16 protein-coding genes are annotated in these 17316 nt (G+C 68.4%); 9 read left to right on the top strand and 7 right to left on the bottom strand.

Annotation, left to right across the window (positions count from 1 at the left end):
• Nucleotides 1–66 precede the first annotated feature (66 nt).
• Nucleotides 67–261, bottom strand: coding sequence for a hypothetical protein (locus OG558_RS36395; RefSeq protein ID WP_329476573.1), 195 nt, complete (start codon nucleotides 259–261; stop codon nucleotides 67–69).
• Nucleotides 262–264: 3 nt separating this feature from the next.
• Nucleotides 265–1791, bottom strand: a complete 1527-nt coding sequence (locus OG558_RS36390) for a S8/S53 family peptidase (protein ID WP_405067052.1) — start codon at nucleotides 1789–1791, stop codon at nucleotides 265–267.
• 97 nt (nucleotides 1792–1888) lie between these two features.
• Here OG558_RS36390 and OG558_RS36385 point away from each other — a divergent pair, with 97 nt between their 5' ends.
• Complete coding sequence (locus OG558_RS36385) at nucleotides 1889–4471, top strand: CHAT domain-containing protein (RefSeq protein ID WP_405067051.1); 2583 nt, start codon at nucleotides 1889–1891, stop codon at nucleotides 4469–4471.
• Nucleotides 4472–4478: 7 nt separating this feature from the next.
• Here OG558_RS36385 and OG558_RS36380 read toward each other — a convergent pair whose 3' ends face one another.
• The 3 genes from OG558_RS36380 to OG558_RS36370 form a co-directional block, all read right to left on the bottom strand.
• Nucleotides 4479–4937 (bottom strand): hypothetical protein, encoded by a 459-nt coding sequence (locus OG558_RS36380; protein ID WP_405067050.1) that lies wholly within the window; start codon nucleotides 4935–4937, stop codon nucleotides 4479–4481.
• The gene (locus OG558_RS36375) at nucleotides 4915–5541 is read right to left on the bottom strand and encodes an RNA polymerase sigma factor (protein WP_405067049.1); all 627 of its coding nucleotides are present in this window, start codon (nucleotides 5539–5541) and stop codon (nucleotides 4915–4917) included. The genes OG558_RS36380 and OG558_RS36375 overlap by 23 nt, the downstream gene beginning before the upstream one ends.
• Nucleotides 5542–5733: 192 nt before the next feature.
• On the bottom strand, nucleotides 5734–6165 hold the full coding sequence (locus OG558_RS36370; protein ID WP_329476578.1) for a hypothetical protein: 432 nt from the start codon (nucleotides 6163–6165) through the stop codon (nucleotides 5734–5736).
• A 388-nt stretch (nucleotides 6166–6553) separates the two neighbouring features.
• Here OG558_RS36370 and OG558_RS36365 point away from each other — a divergent pair, with 388 nt between their 5' ends.
• The gene (locus OG558_RS36365) at nucleotides 6554–6916 is read left to right on the top strand and encodes a hypothetical protein (RefSeq protein ID WP_405067048.1); all 363 of its coding nucleotides are present in this window, start codon (nucleotides 6554–6556) and stop codon (nucleotides 6914–6916) included.
• A gap of 1 nt (nucleotide 6917) precedes the next feature.
• Here OG558_RS36365 and OG558_RS36360 read toward each other — a convergent pair whose 3' ends face one another.
• The gene (locus OG558_RS36360; RefSeq protein WP_405067047.1) at nucleotides 6918–8321 is read right to left on the bottom strand and encodes an MFS transporter; all 1404 of its coding nucleotides are present in this window, start codon (nucleotides 8319–8321) and stop codon (nucleotides 6918–6920) included.
• Between the two features lie 46 nt (nucleotides 8322–8367).
• Between OG558_RS36360 and OG558_RS36355 the strand changes: the two genes are divergently transcribed.
• The 3 genes from OG558_RS36355 to OG558_RS36345 all read left to right on the top strand — a co-directional run bounded on the left by OG558_RS36355 (nucleotide 8368) and on the right by OG558_RS36345 (nucleotide 11509).
• A complete protein-coding gene (locus OG558_RS36355) occupies nucleotides 8368–8802 on the top strand; it encodes a MarR family transcriptional regulator (RefSeq protein ID WP_328520422.1) in 435 nt (144 codons plus the stop codon).
• A 197-nt stretch (nucleotides 8803–8999) separates the two neighbouring features.
• A complete protein-coding gene (locus tag OG558_RS36350) occupies nucleotides 9000–10877 on the top strand; it encodes a sensor histidine kinase (RefSeq protein ID WP_405067046.1) in 1878 nt (625 codons plus the stop codon).
• Nucleotides 10865–11509: a response regulator transcription factor gene (locus tag OG558_RS36345; RefSeq protein WP_329476583.1), complete on the top strand. Its 645-nt coding sequence runs from the start codon at nucleotides 10865–10867 to the stop codon at nucleotides 11507–11509. The genes OG558_RS36350 and OG558_RS36345 overlap by 13 nt, the downstream gene beginning before the upstream one ends.
• Here OG558_RS36345 and OG558_RS36340 read toward each other — a convergent pair.
• Nucleotides 11488–12198 carry a hypothetical protein gene (locus OG558_RS36340; RefSeq protein ID WP_405067045.1) on the bottom strand — a complete coding sequence of 237 codons (711 nt, stop codon included), beginning with the start codon at nucleotides 12196–12198 and terminating at the stop codon, nucleotides 11488–11490. The two genes, OG558_RS36345 and OG558_RS36340, sit on opposite strands and share 22 nt — an antisense overlap.
• Before the next feature lie 242 nt (nucleotides 12199–12440).
• On the opposite strand from OG558_RS36340, the gene OG558_RS36335 reads away from it, so the two are divergent.
• Genes OG558_RS36335 through OG558_RS36320 form a run of 4 tightly spaced genes read left to right on the top strand, consistent with a single transcriptional unit; the run spans nucleotide 12441 to nucleotide 17188 of the window.
• Nucleotides 12441–14825 (top strand): hypothetical protein, encoded by a 2385-nt coding sequence (locus tag OG558_RS36335; RefSeq protein WP_405067044.1) that lies wholly within the window; start codon nucleotides 12441–12443, stop codon nucleotides 14823–14825.
• Between the two features lie 57 nt (nucleotides 14826–14882).
• Nucleotides 14883–15197, top strand: coding sequence for an antibiotic biosynthesis monooxygenase family protein (locus OG558_RS36330; RefSeq protein ID WP_405067043.1), 315 nt, complete (start codon nucleotides 14883–14885; stop codon nucleotides 15195–15197).
• Between the two features lie 18 nt (nucleotides 15198–15215).
• A complete protein-coding gene (locus OG558_RS36325) occupies nucleotides 15216–15998 on the top strand; it encodes a polysaccharide deacetylase family protein (protein ID WP_405067042.1) in 783 nt (260 codons plus the stop codon).
• Nucleotides 15995–17188 carry a YncE family protein gene (locus OG558_RS36320; protein ID WP_405067041.1) on the top strand — a complete coding sequence of 398 codons (1194 nt, stop codon included), beginning with the start codon at nucleotides 15995–15997 and terminating at the stop codon, nucleotides 17186–17188. Before OG558_RS36325 ends, OG558_RS36320 begins: the two co-directional genes overlap by 4 nt.
• The last annotated feature ends 128 nt before the right edge of the window (nucleotides 17189–17316 follow it).

Genomic DNA, 17316 nt, shown 5'->3' with positions numbered 1-17316 from the left:
AGCAAGCAGCATGACCCGGGAAAGAGGGCAGGCGGCGCCACATCGGCGTCGCCTGTCCTCCGACTGTCAGTCGACGGTCGTGGACGTCAGGTCGACCCCGCCGCTGGAGGCGTGGTGCAGGGCCGTCCGGTCGCCGTGGTCGATGATGGTGAGGTCTCCGCTTGCGCCGTCCACCACGACCCGGCGGCCGCAGCCGTCAAGACACTCGAACAGCAGACCGGCAGGGCCGGCCGTGCACTCCATCCGATGCGTTCTGGCCATGCTTCATGACAGCACCCTGCATCCGCACGCGCAATCGCATCCGGCACGGCATGGTTCGCGAGGAGTGCCGCACACCTGATGCGGCAGCAGCACCGGCCCGACGCCCGCCACCGCCTGGCTGCGGGCCAACCGCAACAACGCCTCTGCCGCCTGGGGAGCGTTTTCACCAGTCGCGGACATCCGTGCCGCGATCATCCCGGCCACCAGTGGCGTCGAGAACGACGTCCCACTCCAGTTCGCGATCCCCGCGAAGTGCCTTTGCTCATTGACATGGGGCTCTTCGACGCACGTGTAATCGCCGACTGCGAACGCGTTCACCAGGTCCTCGCCGGGCGCGTACACGTCAACCCAACCGCCGTAGTTGGAGAAGTCCGCGCGGCCGTTGCCGTCCGCCGACAGAGCGCCGACCCCGATCACCCACGAATACGCCCCGGGGAACGTCGGCAGCTGTGTCGTGTCGTTTCCGGCCGGCGCGAGTACGACGGCGTTCAAGTAGCGCAAACGCTTGTCATAGAAGGCAGTGAAGGTGTGCATCGGGCGATGGAACCGGGTGAAGCCGTCGAACTCGCAGACGATGATGTCCGCACCCAGGTCCAGCAGGTCGCTCATCTTCGCGATGATCTCGTGCTCGTACGCCATCCCCGCGCACGGCCGATGGTCGATGTACTCCGCCTTCTTGACGCACACTTTCGCCTTCGGCGCCGTACAGCGCACGCAGCCGGCGACGAACGTGCCGTGGCAGGAGTACGGCTGGATGTGTCCTTTGGGTCCGCCGAACGGCACCTCGGGGTCGCCGCAAACGCCGGCCATCCACGGCCATCGCTTGGGTGCGTCCTCGAGCAGACCGCCGTCCACGACACCGACTATCACCTCATGGCCGTCCCATCCGTGTTTTCCGCAACAGATCCCGTTGCTCACCGGTGGTACTGGGCTCATCGAGTGGCTGGGTACTTCCGCCGGCTCCGTCGCCGGGCAGGGATGCCCGTTGCCGCACAACGAGAGCGCATGGTCCGGGGTCGCCTTCCCCACACCGAGGACCTCGTCCAGCCGGCGCAGTACCGTCGGCGTCGAGAGTGCATCGTGATCGTCGTGGCGGCCGTCGTAGGTGCCACCGAGCTGGTCGCCACCGTATTTCCCAGGCCTGGTGGCCGCTGCGAAGGTCCTGCCATAGCGCCAGACGAGCCCCGTGACACCGTCGATCACGGGCAACCGATCGATCGCCACATTTGCGGGAATGATCGCTCCGACGTCGTCACGACGCTTCGACGCTGTCTGTTGATCAGGCATCGGTTCTTCCCGCAGCGCGTCGAGCACCACGTCCAGGTCCTCCGTGCGGACGAGGATGGTGTCCCGGCGGTAGAAGTACTCGACGTATCCGAGCTCTTCCCAGTTGTCCGGGTACGCGGCCGCGGTGCCGTGCCACCGTTCGTGTCCGTCACCTCGCTTCTTGCGACGGCTCGAACGCTCGTGGGCTTCAGGATCGTCCAGAATGAGGCTCAATGCTTCGTTGAGGCGTTTCTGCGGTGGCATTTCGTCCCCTCCTCCATCGTGAAATATTCCGGAGAATGCACAGGGGCGGAGTATTACGATTCGAAGATGGGTGGGCAAGGGGAGGGCGGTTTTTGCCGTGGACGCCGACGAATTGCACGCGCTTGCACTCTCGCGGCCCGCTGACGCCCTGCGGATCGCCCGCGACGTTCTCGCGAACTCCCCATCCCATTCCGAGGCCGCGGCAGCCCATCAGGCGGCGGGTGTCGTCCACCGCGACTTCGGCGACATCCACGAGGCGGTGACCGAGCTCCGAGCGGCGTACCGGCATGCCCGTAAGGCTGCGGATCGAGACCACGAGGCGGACATTCTGGCCAGTCTCGGCGTGGCTCTGGTGATGGCCGGTCACACCCAACGGGGTGTGGCCGCGCTCAACTCGATCCCACGTGGCCGCACCGGTGTGATGGCCGGCCGCATCCTGATTCGGCGCGTCTGGGTGTGGGGCGCGGTGCTCGGCAAGTACGACGAGGCGCTGGCCGATGCCGAACAGGCGGTGGTGTTGCTGAGCGACACCGGCGACCTGGTCTGGGAGGCTCGGGCACTTACCCACCGGGCGATGGTGCTGCTCGCGATGGGCGCGATCGACCGTGCCGACGAGGACTATGCCCACAGCGAAGAGTTGTTCGCGAAGAGCGGTCAGCAGGCCGAGTACGCAGACACACGTCAGGCGCGTGGCGCCGCAGCGTTCGCTCGCGGTGACCTGCCGACGGCGCTGTTGTACCTTGACGACGCACAACGGATGGACGAAGAGCTGGGCATCCTCGAGCCGGACTTGTTCGCCAACAGGTGTCTGGTGCAGCTGGCCGCCGGCCTGACCCGAGAGGCACTGACCGAGATCAACAACGCGCTCGACCGGATCGAACAGCAGCGTGGCTCGGCGGCGCGCCGCGCGGAGTTGTTGTACTGCGCCGGACTGGCAGCGCACGCTGCCGGCGCTCTGGATCTGGCCGGAAGCCGCAGCCGCGACGCGCTGAAGCTGTTCCGCCGCCAGCAGCGTCCGTGGTGGGCGGCGCGCGCGGAGCTCTCGCTGCTCCAGTCCCGCTATGTGAGCGGCGATCGGACGGCACGCCTGCTGCGCACCGGCCAGCGCGTCAGTGCCGAACTCGACGGGCTCGACCCAGACCTCGCGGCGGAGGCGCACCTCCTGACCGGCCGCCTCGCTCTGGCGCGCACCGACCCGGCCGAGGCCGGACGCCACCTGAAAGTCGCGGCTGGAGCCAGGAACCGTGGCCTGCGGGGGCGCGGCGCCGGTTGGCTGGCCCAAGCCACGCTCCACCAAGGTGACGGCCGATCGCGCGCGATGCTGGCCGCCTGCCGGCAGGGCCTGAATCTGATCGAGATCTATGTTCGAACCCTCGGCGCCACCGAACTGCGCGTACTGGCCACCGCCCAGGGGGCCGAACTCGCCGCGATCGCGCTCCGGTACGCCGTCCAGCGCGGCAACGCCCGGCAAGTTCTCGACTGGAGCGAACGCTGGCGTGCCACGGTGCTCGCGATCCCGCCGGTCCGGCCCCAGGCCGACGACGACCTGGTTGCCAACCTTGCCGCGCTGCGCGACCTGACCCACCGACTGGAGGCCGGCTACGATCACCGGCTCGGATCCGGCCCGCTGCATCGCGAACGCCGCCGCCTCGAAAACGTCGTACGTCGCCGGGTCCTGCTGACGCCCGGCACCGCGGGCGACCGGTCGGCCCAGTTCCGCAGTGCCGACCTGCTCGATCACCTCGGGAACCGCACCCTGGTCGAGCTCACCGACGTCGACGACCAGTTGTACGCCGTGGTCGCCGCGCGTGGCCGGGTCCACCTCATGCCGGTGGGTCCCACCGCGCTGGCGACTCATCGCCTGTCCCATGCATTGTTCGCGCTGCGACGAGAGGCGACCGGACGCGGCACGCACCAGCTCGACCTCGACGCCATCGGAGCTCGGTTGGAGGCGGCTCTGCTAGGCGAGGTGGTCAGGTATTTCGACGACGGCCCCGTCGTCGTCGTACCGACGGGGCGGCTGCACGCAGTGCCGTGGAGCCTGCTGCCGTCCTTGCGGAGCCGGCCGACATCGGTGGCCCCGTCGGCCGCGGCATGGCTGCGCGCGCGGAACGCAGTACCGCCGTCGACCGAGCGGGTGGTCCTGATCGGTGGTCCCCAGTTGTCGACAGGACTGGAAGAGGTGCGATCCCTCTCAGACCTGTATCCGCACGCGGTGGTGCTCACCGATGGCGATGCGAAGGCTGAAGCGGTGCTGGAGGCGATGGACGGGGCGTCGTTGGTGCATGTCGCGGCGCACGGCACGTTCCGCGCCGACAGCCCGCTGTTCTCGGCGCTCGAGCTGGATGACGGGCCTCTGACGGTGTACGACCTCGAACGGCTCGAACGGGCGCCGCACCGAGTGGTGCTGTCGAGTTGCAGCTCGGCGATCGGCGGACCAAGTGGTGCGGACGAGTTGCTCGGTCTGGTCAGTGCGTTGGTCGCTCTCGGATCGTCCGGCGTGGTGGCGAGCGTCGTACCGGTCAACGACCCCGCGACTGTACCGCTGATGCTCGGGCTGCACGGCAGGCTGCGGGCCGGGGACGATCTCGCCGGGGCACTCGCCCAGGCCCGGGCGTCGGCCGGCGTCGGCCGGCAGGCGCGCACGGCCGCACAGTCCTTCATCGCACTCGGAGCCTGACGGCCGATCACAGTTGCACCCAGTCGGTGACCAGTCGGCCGGTAGCCGTGTCGCATCGCAACCGGATCGCACCAGCAGGCAGCGACGGCAGTTCGAAAAAGCCTGACTCGCTGACACTGAGGTGGTACTCGGCGCCGTCCGAGGTCTCGATGTGGATCTCGCCGGCGCTGGCCGGCAGGATCTGGCCGACCACTTCGTCGTGCAGCACCTCCAGCTCCATCGACAGCGGAGCGGAGGTGAACACCAGCACTCGGCTCTCAGCCGAGTCGGACCGGGTCTCGGCAGCCGGTTCCAGCGACGAGTCGAAGGTCAGGATCGCCTGCAGGAGGTCCTCGTCGATCGTCTGCCAGGACAGGGCGTCCTCGGCGTGCTCGGCGATCTCCCGGGCCAACGGTGCGGTGGCGCGGAGAGCCTCGGCAAGATCCTCGAAGAGGAGATCGTCGTCATCCCAGCGTTCCGGCGCCATGCCGATCACCTCCTGACGATTCCGACCGCTCTGAGGCTGCGAGGTACGCCCTGACCGGCGGCGATCTGCGAAGCCGCTCGAGCGCGCGTGACCGGGTCGGTCCGATGCTGCCCACCGGGATACCGGTGCGCTTGCTGATCTCGGCGTACGACGGTTGCGGATCCTCCACCAGCAGCAACAGCAACTCGCGCTGCCGGCCGGGCAGATCGGCCAGCCCGGACAGCAGCACCTCGTGCCGCTCGGCGCGGAACAAGCCTTCGCCGGGGTCAGCGGTGTCGGCCGCGACCGACGCGTACACGGGATCCAGCGGGTCGCTGGGGCGCAGGCGCCGTGCGGATGACAGGTGCCGGATCGACTCGCGACGTGCGGTCGTGATGATCCACTGCGGGATGGCCTGCGGTTCCTGCAGGCTGTCCAGGTGCTCGACCAGCCGCAGCCAAACGGTCTGCGCGACGTCCTCGGTCTCGCTCGGCGTCAGCCGGAACCTCCGGATGACAGACACCAGCAGGGGAGCGTACCGGCTGACGAGCTCGCTCCAGGCCTGTTGCTCGCCACCGGCGGCGGCGACGACCAGGGCTGTGACTGGTGAGATGTCATCTGCCATGACGCCTCCTGGGTTGGTCCGCATCTGCTTCCCGGAGCAACTGGTGGACTTTCCTGCGGATCTCCACGCCTTCTCCGGGGCGGCCCGGTGGCGACACTGCAGCTCCTGCCAGGTCGCCGCCGGGCGGCGCCGATACGCAGCACCCGGCCCCTCCGCCGAGTCTGTGCATCAGCGACTGTCGGCTCCGCTGCCTCAGGGCCGGCGGAGCAGGAACATCGGCCCCTCGCTGAACGCGGCCATCTCCGTCAGGACGTTCAGCGTGTTCCGGTACGTGATCACCACGACGAGCTTGTACACGCCCGAGTCCGGCGGCACGTCGGACGGCAGCGTGCCGGCCGGAACGTTGATCGACGCGCTGTACGCCGGCCCACCGGTCGCCGCCACGACGGCGGTGCCGATCAGCACCTCGGGACCAGGGCCCATCGACTCCGCGTACACCTTGACGGTCCAGTTGCCGTCCAGCAGCGCGGCCGTGGCCGGTGGCTGGACGGTCCAGTCGATGGTCACATCGAAGGGAAGTTGGTCGTCGATGACCCGGTTCGGGTTACCGTCGTGATCGATGATCGCTACCGCGGTCACCGCGCCGTCGAGGGCCGGAAGGCCGTCGAAATCGGAATCTGCCATGGTGTGTCCCCCCAAAGTCGTGCCCCTGCTGATAGATAGGGGCTCCTATTGGTACGGACCGCACCAGGACACCGCCAGATACATGCAATCCATCGGGTCCACGGTGGCCAGCGCAGCGGACGACATCGGAGTACCCCAATCGCGAACGAACTTATCTATACGGACAGGTCCGAATCGGACGCTGATCCGTGGATTCAGGCCCCGGCTTACCGGGACGGATTGTTTCCGGCTGCTTGCGAAGGGTGAGTTGGTGGCGGTGTGCGTTCGGGTGGTTGCTGTGGGCACCTGATCGTCGGGCGACGTGCGTATTTGGTGGTCGCATGTACCGAGGTCTCGTCGTACATTCGTGTGCACACCTGCTGCGGGGGAACTGGGGAGTGGTACGCAGGTGTCGAGGGGAGTGACGACGTTGCTGAACCAACACCGGGAGACCTGGTCGGCGCTGCCGGACGGATCGATCCCGTTCTACGGCAGCTATCCGCTACCGGGGATGCCCGGCGGCGATCCACCGCTCGCGGCCTTCGGTTGGGGCCCCGAGCTCGACGATGACCGGGAGTACTTCCTCGGCCGCCGCAAGCCGCCGCGTCGAGGTCTGCTGATCGGCCTACTCGTCATCTGCAGCCTGGTCATCGCAGGCATGGCGACCGTCCTGGCCACCCGGCGAGACGATTCGCCCCCCGCCCCGCCCACGGCTGCGGGCCGGCTATCCGTTGCTCACAGCAACTACCACCCGCCGGCGCTCCGGGGGTGAGCTACCAGTTGCCGCGGTGGTCGGGGACCAGGAAGGTGAGCGGGATCATCAGCAGCAGGATGGCGGCGAAGACGACGAAGCTGTAGGCCTGGGCGGTGCCGCTGTTCGCGGAGTGGGTGAGGATCGTCGTGGTGATCGAGACGGCCACGATCCCGCCCGACTGACGGAACATCCCACGCAGTCCGGCGATCGCGGAGATCTGGTCCGGGGCCAGTTGCAGGCTGGCGTTGTTCGAGGCCGGGATCGACAGGCCCATCCCGATGCCGGTGATCCCCGCGGCCATCGCCAGCCACGCGTACGGCGTGAGTCCGTGCGGCGGCAGCGACATCACGGTCATCCCGACCGCGACCAGCACGAAGCCGCCGATCATCGGGGCCCGATAACCGGTACGGCGGAGCGCGAACACGGCCAGACCGGCGACGCAGATCATCCCGACCGCCCGTGCTGTCAGCAACGTCCCGGCCTGGAGTGGCGGGATGCCGTAGCGGGATTCGGCGTACAGCGGGACGAGTGCGCCGAATCCCAGCATGGCCGCGCCGAAGAGGAAGTTGATCGTGTTCATCGCCCCGAAGCCGCGGCCACGCAGCAGGCTGATCGGGATGAACGGCGCCGCGTGCCGGTTGGCGTGCCGGACGAACAGGACGCCGAGCGTGAGCGCGAGCGCCATCGACGCGATGAACAGTGGATCGGTCGGCTCCGCGCCGCTGCCGCCGAGCGAACTGATCCCGAACATGCCGAAGAGCAGCGTCAACGCCAGCAGTGCGGCGCCGGCGCCGTCGACCCGGGCGGCGGCCTTCGGGGTGCTGCTCGGGATGAACCGCAGGCCGAGCACGATCAGCAGCAGGCCGATCGGGATGTTCACGACGAAGATCTCGCGCCAGGACCAGTAGGTGACGATGATGCCGCCGATGATCGGGCCGATGATGCCGCCGATCGGGAAGATCGAGGTGAACATGCCGATCGCCCGGTCCCGGTCGCGACCGAACTGTTCGGCGACGATGCCGGTGGCGGTCGGCATGAACGCGCCGCCGCCGATCGCCTGGAGAGCGCGGAACACCACCAGCAGGTAGATGTTGTCGGCCAGGCTGCAGGCCAGTGAGGCGATGGTGAAGAGCGCCGCGGCACCGAGGAAGACCTTCTTGCGCCCGAACTGGTCTCCGAGCCGGCCGGCCAGCGGCATGACGATGATCTGGCCGAGCGCGTAGATGGTGATCGTCCAGCCGCTCCAGGTCAGCGGAGCGTTCAGGTCGCCGCGGATGGCATTGAGCGCGGTCGCCACTATGGTCTGATCGATCGAGGCCATCAGCAGAGCGATCGCGACGATGCCGAAGACGAGGCGCCGGTGGGCCAGTGGCTCGTCCGCGGCCGGCTCGGCGATCAGTGCGGGTGTTCTCGACGGGTCCATCGATGAAGAGACTACATTGCTTGCTGGCAGGCAATAAAGGGGTGACATGACTGACACCGAGACGTTGAGCAAGCTCCGTGGGGTGATCTCCAAGCTGGCGCGGGAGCTCAACGCCACGGCGACCGACGAGGGCCTGACACCGACCCAGGCCTCCGTGCTCGGCCTGATCACGTTCCGCGGCCCGCTCGGCCTGACCGAGCTGGCGCAGCTCGAGGGTCTCAACCCCACCATGCTGTCCCGGGTGGTCGGCAGACTCACCGAGCTCGGCCTCATCCAGCGCGACCCGAACCCCGACGACCTCCGCGCCGTCCGGGTCGAGGCGACCGACGCGGGTCGTCAGCTGCACGAACGCGTCAAACTCCTCCGCACACAAGCGATCGGCGCCTGCCTCGACCAGCTCCCCGAGCAGTCCGCCCAGACCATCATCAACGCCCTCCCAGCCCTCGAAGAACTAGCCCAAACCCTCCGCACCAGCCGCTGACCCGCCCCGCTCTCACGGGCGCGGTCCTCAGCGCGGACATGGCCATCAGTCGCGGTGAGCGGCGACTCCGGCCGTGCGTGTCAGCACGCATGCTTTCTCGGCGTCCGCACGTGATCATGGGATCGGGAACACATGACGCGCCCGGTCCGGGCGTGCGGTCCGAGGTTGTGGTGTGAGTTGGGCGTGGGGGCGTGGGGATGACAGGCTGGCAAGTCGCGCTGGCCGCCGCGGCGGGCGCGCCCGGCATCGTGCTCGGTCTGCTCCTGTTGCTCCGCGGACCACGGGTCGTCGGCGCACTGCTCGTGGCGCTCGGATTGCTCCCGCTGGCACTGCTCTCGCCCGACTCGACGGTGGCGGGCAGGTCGCCACCGCACGGTCTCGCCCTGCTCCTCGCGGTGGTCTCCGTCGCCGGATGGGTGTGGCTCTACGTCCCGCCTGCGCTGCTCGCTGCTTATTTCCCTGACGGTCGACTCGGCGGCGGCTGGTGGGTGCTTCCGGCAGGCTGGGGGATCTTCTTGGTCGCTTTCCACGTGGCGGTCGCCCTGGACCCGGGCAACTACGGTGGCCGGGCCGGACAGATCCCGGGTGGTCCGCCGCTGGAGGTGCCGCGCTGGGTCGACTCGGTGCTCGGTTTCGGCTCACTCGGCCTACTGCTCGCCTTGCTGGTCGGATCGGTGGTCAGGGTTGTCGTGCGCTTCCGCCGTGGAGGGGAGGTGGTACGGCGACAGCTGAAGTGGTTCGCGTTGAGCATCCTGCTGCTGCCGATCGTCCTGATCGTCACCTGGGCGGCGTACCTGCTCACCGACGTCGCCGGCATCGTGGTCCAGGTCGGACTGTTGCTGGTCTTCGTCAGCGTGCCGGTCAGCGTCGCCATCGCTGTCTTCCGGCACGACCTGTACGACGTCGACACGCTGGTCAGCCGCACGGTGGCCTACATCGTGTTGACCGGCGGCCTGGTGGCGATGTTCGCCGCGGTCACGGTGGGGCTCGGGGTTGTGGCGGGACGTGGCTCCGGTCTGACGACCGCGACGGCGACGCTGGTGTGCGCCGCTGCGTTCGGACTGCTGCGGCGAAGGGTGCAGGCCGTCGTTGACGCCAGGTTCGACCGCGGCCGGCGCGACGCCCTGGCGCGGCTGGACCGGTTCCTCGACGAGGTTCGAGATGGTCGAGTCGGGCCGGACCAGGTCGAGTCGGCGTTGCGTTCGGCCCTGCACGATCCTGGAATACGCGTGGTGTATTGGCTTCCTTCCGACCCGGCGACGCCATGGCGAACCGGCGACGGCGAGCCGTCGGCCCGGCCCGGGGAACCTGCGCTGGACGTCACGGTGGCCGGCAGACTGCTGGGCTGCGTCGGTTACGACCTGGCCGCGCGACGCCCCCGGCTGCTCCGGGAGGCGCTGCGACAAGCGCACCTGCCGTTGGAGCTGGCGCACTCCCGGATCGCGCTGCGCCACGCGCTGGCCGAGATGCGTTCCTCACGGGCGCGCCTGGTCGAGGCCGGCGACGCCGAGCGTCGCCGGCTGGAGCGCGACCTGCACGACGGCGCCCAGCAGCGGCTGGTCGCGATCGGGATGTTCCTGCGGCTGGCGCAGCAGCGCGCGGACCCGGCCGATCCGCTGCAACATGTGCTCGGTACCGCCGTACGGGACCTGCAGGAAGCCCTGGGCGAGCTGCGCCAGCTGGCCGGGGGAGTGCGCCCACGCGGGCTGGACGAGGGCCTGTCTGCTGCGATCCGGGGGCTGGTCCGGACGAGCCCGGTCCCCGTGGAGGTTCACCTGACCGCTGATGCCGTACCTGACCTGGTCGCGACGACGGCGTACTACGTGGCCGCCGAGGCGTTGGCGAACGCGCTCAAGCACGCAGAGGCGCGGTCGGTGGTCATCGACGTGACCCAGCGCAACGGGGACCTGCGGGTGGTGGTGTCCGACGATGGTTGCGGCGGCGCCGCGGTGCGCGCTGGGTCGGGGCTCGCCGGGCTGCGCGACCGAGTGGCCGCGACCGGAGGTGAGCTCGCTGTGCACAGCAGCCCCGGCTCTGGCACCAGGGTGGAGGCGAGGCTGCCGTGCGGATCGTGATCGGCGAGGACTCCGCCCTCGTCCGCGAGGGCCTGGCGCTGCTACTCGCCGAGGCCGGCTACGAGGTCGTCGCACGCGTCGGTGACGCGCCCGCAGTGGTGGCGGCGGTGCTGGAGCACGACCCCGACCTGCTGATCACCGACATCCGGATGCCGCCCACCATGAGCGATGACGGTGCCCGCGCGGCGCGGGAACTCAGGACGATGAGGCCAGGGCTACCGGTAGTGCTGTTGTCCCAGCACGTGGAGACGACCCAGTCGACCGAACTGGTCGCGACTGGAGCCTTCGGCTACCTGCTCAAGGACCGGATCCTCGACCTCGAGGACTTCCTCGATGCCCTACGCCGGGTCGCCGCCGGAGGATCGGCGCTGGACCCCGAGGTGGTCGCGTCGCTGCTGACACCGATGCATCCCGAGCCTGCCTTCGCCCAGTTGACCGCCCGCGAGCGCGAGGTGCTGGGGCTGGTCGCGGAGGGCCGCTCGAACGCGGCCGTGGCACGTCGGCTCCACACCACCGAGCGCACGGTGGAGACACATGTCCGGCACATCTTCGTCAAACTCGGACTGTACGACTCCGACGACGACCACCGCCGCGTCCTGGCAGTTCTCGCCTACCTGCGCAACAGTTCGTAGGTTTCCGGCTTCGTCCCCGGGGGACGTCGGCGGAGCAGGGCCGTCGCTGCCAGTCCGAAGCCGATCGCCTGCGCGACGGCTCCGATCACGTCCGAGAACGGGAAGCCGAGAACGTGGAACACCGGCCACGCCATCAGCCCGAGTCCCGCGAGCCGGCCCGCGGTGCGCGTCCGTACCAAGGCGAGGCCGAGCAGGAACGTGCCCAGGAAGTTGCCCAGGACGAAGAGCAGATAGACCCAGCGCGTCAGCGGCTCGTCCAAGACGGCCTGCAACACCTGGACGTCCTGGCTCGCCGAGCCGCCGACCTTCGCCATTGCGGCCGTGGTGAAGCCCTGGAACACCATCGCGAAATAGCAGACGTACGCCGCGGCGGTGAGCACACCGCCGATCAGGCCGAGACGCGCGGCGCGGACACGGACCAGTCGCATCACGCCGAGGACGGCGGGGACCAGCAGCAACGCACCGGCCAACGCGGCCAGGCTGGCCCAGCGGTTCAACGTCAGGTGCGCACCGGCCAGGGCGAGGTCGTCGCTCGGCTCGAGGTCATCACCCCCACGCAGGGCCATCACTGCGTTGCCCACCTCGGCGACGACGATGAGCCAGGGGGCGAGAAACATTGCGACAGCGAGTCCGATGCGGCGCGTCGTCGCGGTGCGCGCGTCCGGAGTGGACTCTGCGGTGGTGGTCATGGCGACTCCTTCGTGTCGAGATGGAACTCATCACCTCGAGCGTCGTACCAGCGCCCGCCGGGCACGTCGGCGCCAGCACGGCACCTGGGTACGGGCCAGCACGGACGTGCCTCCCCGCGCCATGGCGACGCTGGGGATGGCGCGGAGTACCTCAGGAAAGGTGATTGCTGGGTGTGAAGGGCAGTGCGGAGAGCCATCTACGATGCTCTGGCAGCCGTGATGATGGAAGCCAGGGAGACCACTTGTCGCTCAACACTCGACGTCGCGCAGCAGGCGATGCCCTCATCGCTGCATCACGCCGCCAGGTCGTGCTGGACTGTGCCGGCGCGCAAGGCGAGGCCGCAGAAGTTGCCGCAGGCAATTTGAGGAGAGTCCTTGTCGAGCGAGGCGGTGAGGTAAGCCAGTTCGGAGTCCGCATCAGCAACGCCCGGATCACCGGGCAACTGGACCTGAGCGCATGTCGTGTCGACTTCCCGGTCTACTTCAAAGACTGCCGGTTCACCGAGCCGATCGTGATCGAGGGAAGCGACCTTCATTCGCTCTTTCTCGTCGGTACCCCGCAGGCGGACGGAACCGACCCGGAATCGTCGGTGCCGGGCATCCTCGGGAACGGCGTTCGAATCCGACGCGATCTCCTCCTGTCGCACACCTTGATCACTGGTGCGCATTCGACCACGTCGTCGCTGAGTCGGTCGGCTGCGGTCTGGCTGACCGAGGCCGAGATCGGCGGTCGCATCATTGCGGTCGGCACCCTCATCGACACGAGTGCCGATCGCGCGATCCAAGCAGACAGATGTCAGGTCACCGGTGACATCAGACTCATCCAAGGCTTCCGCGCCAACGCCGAAATCAGGCTCATCGGTGCCCAACTGGGAGGCTCACTGGACCTGGCAGGCTGCCGGTTGGTGCCGCGCAACGGTCGGGCTGTGGACCTCGCCGAGGCCACTGTGGGAGGCAGCCTGTTCATCAACGACAGCCCTGCACATGCGCCACTGATCGAAGGCCGCCTCGAAATGGGACGAGTCTCCATCAACGGTCGCGTGCTCATTCGCCGGGCCACACTGAACGCACCGGCAGCCGGCGTCGGGCGGCACCACTACAACTCCAAGGATCCCGCACAGCGACTTGCGATCGTGGCACAGGGCGCCAGCATTCAGGGCGAACTCAGCATCGATGAGAATACGTCGGTGGATGGCGGTATCACCTTCGCCGGAGCCGCGATCGGCGGCGGCATCTACATCGACGGCGCTACGATCCAGAACGCGGGCGACATTGCGCTGGACTTCACGCACGCCCGAGTGGGATCGACGCTGTCCGCCCTGGGAGCGAACATTCAGGGGACGGTCGATCTGGACGGCGCCGAGGTGGCGGGCCCGCTCGGCTTGGCGAAGGCTGAAATCAGCAGGCCGGCCGGCCGGTACTGCCTGACGGCTGTCCGCGCCGTCGTGCACGGTGATGTGAAGTTGTCGGACGCAAAGGTCGGAGGCACCTACCCGGTCGCGATCCCAGGAGCTAGCGGTGGCATCGGTTTCAGGGGAGCTGAGCTCCGCGGAATGTTCGACGCCGAGCGGGCGCAAGTCATCAGTCCCGGCGATACGGCCGTGAACCTCCATCAAGCACGAATATCGGGCAACCTGCGGCTGTGCGACGGCTTCCGTTCCATCGGCTTCGTCGCCTTGAATCGAGCAGTGGTCGAAGGCCGACTGCGGTGCGACGGTGGTCGCTTCGAATGGCGACCCAGAGATGTGGGTGACACGCGCCCCGCCAAGCGTAACGAACGTGTAGTGGCGTTCGAGGCCATCTCGGCCACGTTCCGCGGCGGCGTGGGGCTCGGCTGGTCGATCGAGGGCGCGGTCGACTTCACCGACGCTCACACCACGTACCTGGCCGACCGGCCGACACAGGATTGGCCGGCGCGCCGCAGCTATCTGAGCGGCTTCAGCTATGAACGCTATGCGGCCATTTCGATGCAAGGATCCGGGGAGTGGGAATGGAAGGCTCGTGCGCGCTGGCTGGCCAACTGTGACCCAGCGACAAGTGACGAGCCTGGGGATCCCGGACCTTGGGAGCAAGCCGCACAGACACTCAAGAACCATGGCGACTCCGTCGGCTCTGAGCAGATCCTGATGGCATATCTGCGGACGAAACGGCAGCGGCGGGTCGGATGGGCGCGCAGCCGCTTGCTTCGCGGGCTGGACAGAATTTTCAACGATTGGTTCCGGGGATACGGCTACAGGCCCCTTCGCGCCCTCATCCCGCTCGCGCTGCTGGTCCTCGCTGTCGCTGGGCCACTGCTCCCGGCGCGCGCGAACCACGTCATGCGCGCTACGGACCCAGCGGGTGTTGTCTACACGCCCCAGGGGGAGTTGAGCCTCGTCGAGTCCGGTCAGGCGCCACCCGAGACCTGCGGCCAGGGCAAGGTGCGCTGCTTCAATCCCTGGCTGTACGCCGTCGACACCGTCGTACCCATTGTCGACCTGAAACAACGGAGTGCTTGGTCCCCGAGCAGCGACGCCGGTGGAGGTTTGATGCTTGCCTGGGTCAACACGGCCACACTTGCCGGGTGGGCGATCTCCAGCCTGCTCGTGGTCGGCCTGGCCCGAGCCGGAAGCCGCTCGCTGAACTGAGTCCGTTGTCGCGGGTGGACTCGGTTTGGAGGTCCGCGTTCGGCGTACGGTGGGGGGATGATCGCGCGGATGTGGCGGGGGTGGGTGCCGACTGAGAAGGCGGCTGAGTACGTCGAGATCGTGGAACGAACCGGGATGGCGGGGTATCGGAGTACGCCGGGGAACGAGGGTGCCCAGCTGCTCAGCCGCGATCTCGGTGACGGACGGACCGAGATCGTCACGCTGAGCTGGTGGAGCGACCTCGATCAGATCCGGGCCTTCGCCGGTGACGACATCGACTACGCCAAGTACTACCCGGAAGACGACGAGTACCTGCTCGACCGGGAGGCCACGGTGTCGCACTTCGAGGTTGCGCCCCCATCGTCACCATGAGGCAGCTAGTTTCGAGGTATGCCTCTGGATCGGCGGACTGTCCTGCGTTCGACGCTGCTGGCCGTGGGTGGCGCCGCGGCCGCCGGCTGCACGCCCCACGAGCAGACTCCGGCCAGCACCCCGACCCCGTCCGGTACGCCGTCGGAGACACCGGCGCCATCGCCGGTCCAGCCGAGTCAGCCGGCCCTGCCGCTGCCGGCTGCTGCGGTCGAGGTGGGTCATGGACCGCGTTCGGTCCGCAAGGTGGCGTTGACGTTTCATGGCAACGGCGACCCGGCGCTCGCAGAGCGGCTGCTCGCACTCGTCGAAGGCCACGCCGCCCGGATCAGCGTGCTCGCTGTCGGGACCTGGCTGGTCAGCCACCCGGAGATGGCCACACGGATCCTGCACGGCCGGCACGACCTGGGCAACCACACCATGCATCACAAGCCGATGCGCACCCTGGGCTCGGCTGACGCGCACCGCGAGGTCGGCGACTGCGCGGCAGTGCTTCGCCGTACGGCGAACTCGAAAGGCCGCTGGTTCCGCGCGTCCGGGACGCAGCGCACTACACCACTGATCCGATCGGCGGCGGCCGCGGCCGGGTACGACACCTGCGTCTCGTACGACGTCGACGGGTTGGACTGGCAGGACCCACCGGCGGACACCGTCGTCCGTGCGGTCCTCGACGGAGTCCGGCCGGGCTCGATCGTCAGTCTGCACCTCGGCCATCAGGTCACCATCGCGGCGCTGCCCCGAATCCTGGCCGGACTGTCCACAAAGCGACTCCAGCCGGTCACCCTGACCGAGCTCCTGGCATGAAACCCCTCCGGCTCGCTCTGCTGGGAGGGCTGCTGATCGCCACCGCGTGCACCGGACATCCCAGCGCCACCACGGGTCCCACCACCAGAGGCCCGACGCCGATTGCCACGCAGGTCCCCACGGCAGGCCCTGCGAAGGCGATCCCTCAACTCCTGCCGGGGATGCCACCTCCGCTGTCGCCCACCGATGTCTGGGCCGCCGACCGCCCCGGCCGGTTCGCCGCCTCGGTACGCCGGGACCCGGTGCGGATCTATGTCCCGAACAGCGGCAGCAACACGGTCACCGAGATCGATCCGCGGACCTACCGGGTGGTCCGGACCTTCCCGACCGGCCGGCAGCCGCAGCACGTCGTACCGTCGTGGGATCTGCGCGTGCTGTGGGTGAACAACGACCTCGGCAACAGCCTGACCCCGATCAACCCGGTCACGGGACTGCCCGGCCGCGCGGTGGCGGTCCACGATCCCTACAACCTCTATTTCACGCCGGACGGGAAACACGCGGTGGTGATGGCCTCGGCCGACCAGCGGCTGGTGTTCCTCGATCCACACACGATGGCCGTGCAGAAGTCGGTTCCGGTGCCTTGTGCCGGGGTGAACCATGCCGACTTCGCCGCCGACGGCCGGACCTTCGTGGTGTCGTGCGAGTTCTCCGGACAGCTCCTGCTGGTCGACACCGCGGCCGAGAAGATCCTGCAGGTGCTCCGGCTGCCGCAACGACGCAGGATGCCGGCTCCGATGCCGCAGGACGTGAAGCTCGCACCTGACGGGCGGTTCTACTACGTCGCGGACATGATGAGCAACGGCGTCTGGCTGGTGACTCCCCAGCCGTTCGCGGTCCGCGCCTTCGTGCCGACCGGCAAGGGGGCACACGGTCTCTACGTGACCCGCGACTCGCGGCGGCTCATCGTCACCAACCGCGAGGAGGGCTCGATCTCCTTGCTCGACTTCGCCACCCGGCGAGTGGTCGCGAAGTGGCGCATTCCGGGTGGCGGCAGCCCGGACATGGGTGGGGTCTCGCCGGACGGGTCAGTGCTGTGGGTCACGGGCCGCTACAACGCCGTCGTCTACGCGATCCGGCTCCGCGACGGCCGGCTGCTCGCCCGGATCACGGTGGGCAGTGGACCGCACGGACTCGCCGTCTTCCCGCAGCCCGGCAGGTACTCGCTCGGTCACACCGGTGTCTTCCGCTGACAGCCGGCCAGTAGGCCGGAACCTTTCGGCGTGCCGTCGCCAGAACCGTCTCCGATCGGTTGCTGGAGGCAAATGTCGTTCCTCAGCGTTCTCTCAGCTCCGTCTCGCAAGGATGGCGAGGTGATGCT

The sequence above is a fragment of the Kribbella sp. NBC_01510 genome, assembly GCF_045040325.1.
GTDB lineage: Bacteria > Actinomycetota > Actinomycetes > Propionibacteriales > Kribbellaceae > Kribbella.
The sequence above is the reverse complement of the archived record's forward strand: the minus strand, read 5'-3'. Positions and strand labels throughout refer to the sequence as shown.

Bases quoted from the DNA above. Each gene is read 5' to 3' on its own strand.
- OG558_RS36370 (WP_329476578.1), bottom strand. From the start codon at position 6,165: ATGGCAGATTCCGATTTCGACGGCCTTCCGGCCCTCGACGGCGCGGTG.
- OG558_RS36360 (WP_405067047.1), bottom strand. From the start codon at position 8,321: ATGGACCCGTCGAGAACACCCGCACTGATCGCCGAGCCGGCCGCGGAC.
- OG558_RS36325 (WP_405067042.1), top strand. From the start codon at position 15,216: ATGCCTCTGGATCGGCGGACTGTCCTGCGTTCGACGCTGCTGGCCGTG.
- OG558_RS36320 (WP_405067041.1), top strand. From the start codon at position 15,995: ATGAAACCCCTCCGGCTCGCTCTGCTGGGAGGGCTGCTGATCGCCACC.
- OG558_RS36390 (WP_405067052.1), bottom strand. From the start codon at position 1,791: ATGCCACCGCAGAAACGCCTCAACGAAGCATTGAGCCTCATTCTGGAC.
- OG558_RS36395 (WP_329476573.1), bottom strand. From the start codon at position 261: ATGGCCAGAACGCATCGGATGGAGTGCACGGCCGGCCCTGCCGGTCTG.
- OG558_RS36355 (WP_328520422.1), top strand. From the start codon at position 8,368: ATGACTGACACCGAGACGTTGAGCAAGCTCCGTGGGGTGATCTCCAAG.
- OG558_RS36350 (WP_405067046.1), top strand. From the start codon at position 9,000: ATGACAGGCTGGCAAGTCGCGCTGGCCGCCGCGGCGGGCGCGCCCGGC.
- OG558_RS36330 (WP_405067043.1), top strand. From the start codon at position 14,883: ATGATCGCGCGGATGTGGCGGGGGTGGGTGCCGACTGAGAAGGCGGCT.
- OG558_RS36380 (WP_405067050.1), bottom strand. From the start codon at position 4,937: ATGGCGCCGGAACGCTGGGATGACGACGATCTCCTCTTCGAGGATCTT.
- OG558_RS36375 (WP_405067049.1), bottom strand. From the start codon at position 5,541: ATGGCAGATGACATCTCACCAGTCACAGCCCTGGTCGTCGCCGCCGCC.
- OG558_RS36340 (WP_405067045.1), bottom strand. From the start codon at position 12,198: ATGACCACCACCGCAGAGTCCACTCCGGACGCGCGCACCGCGACGACG.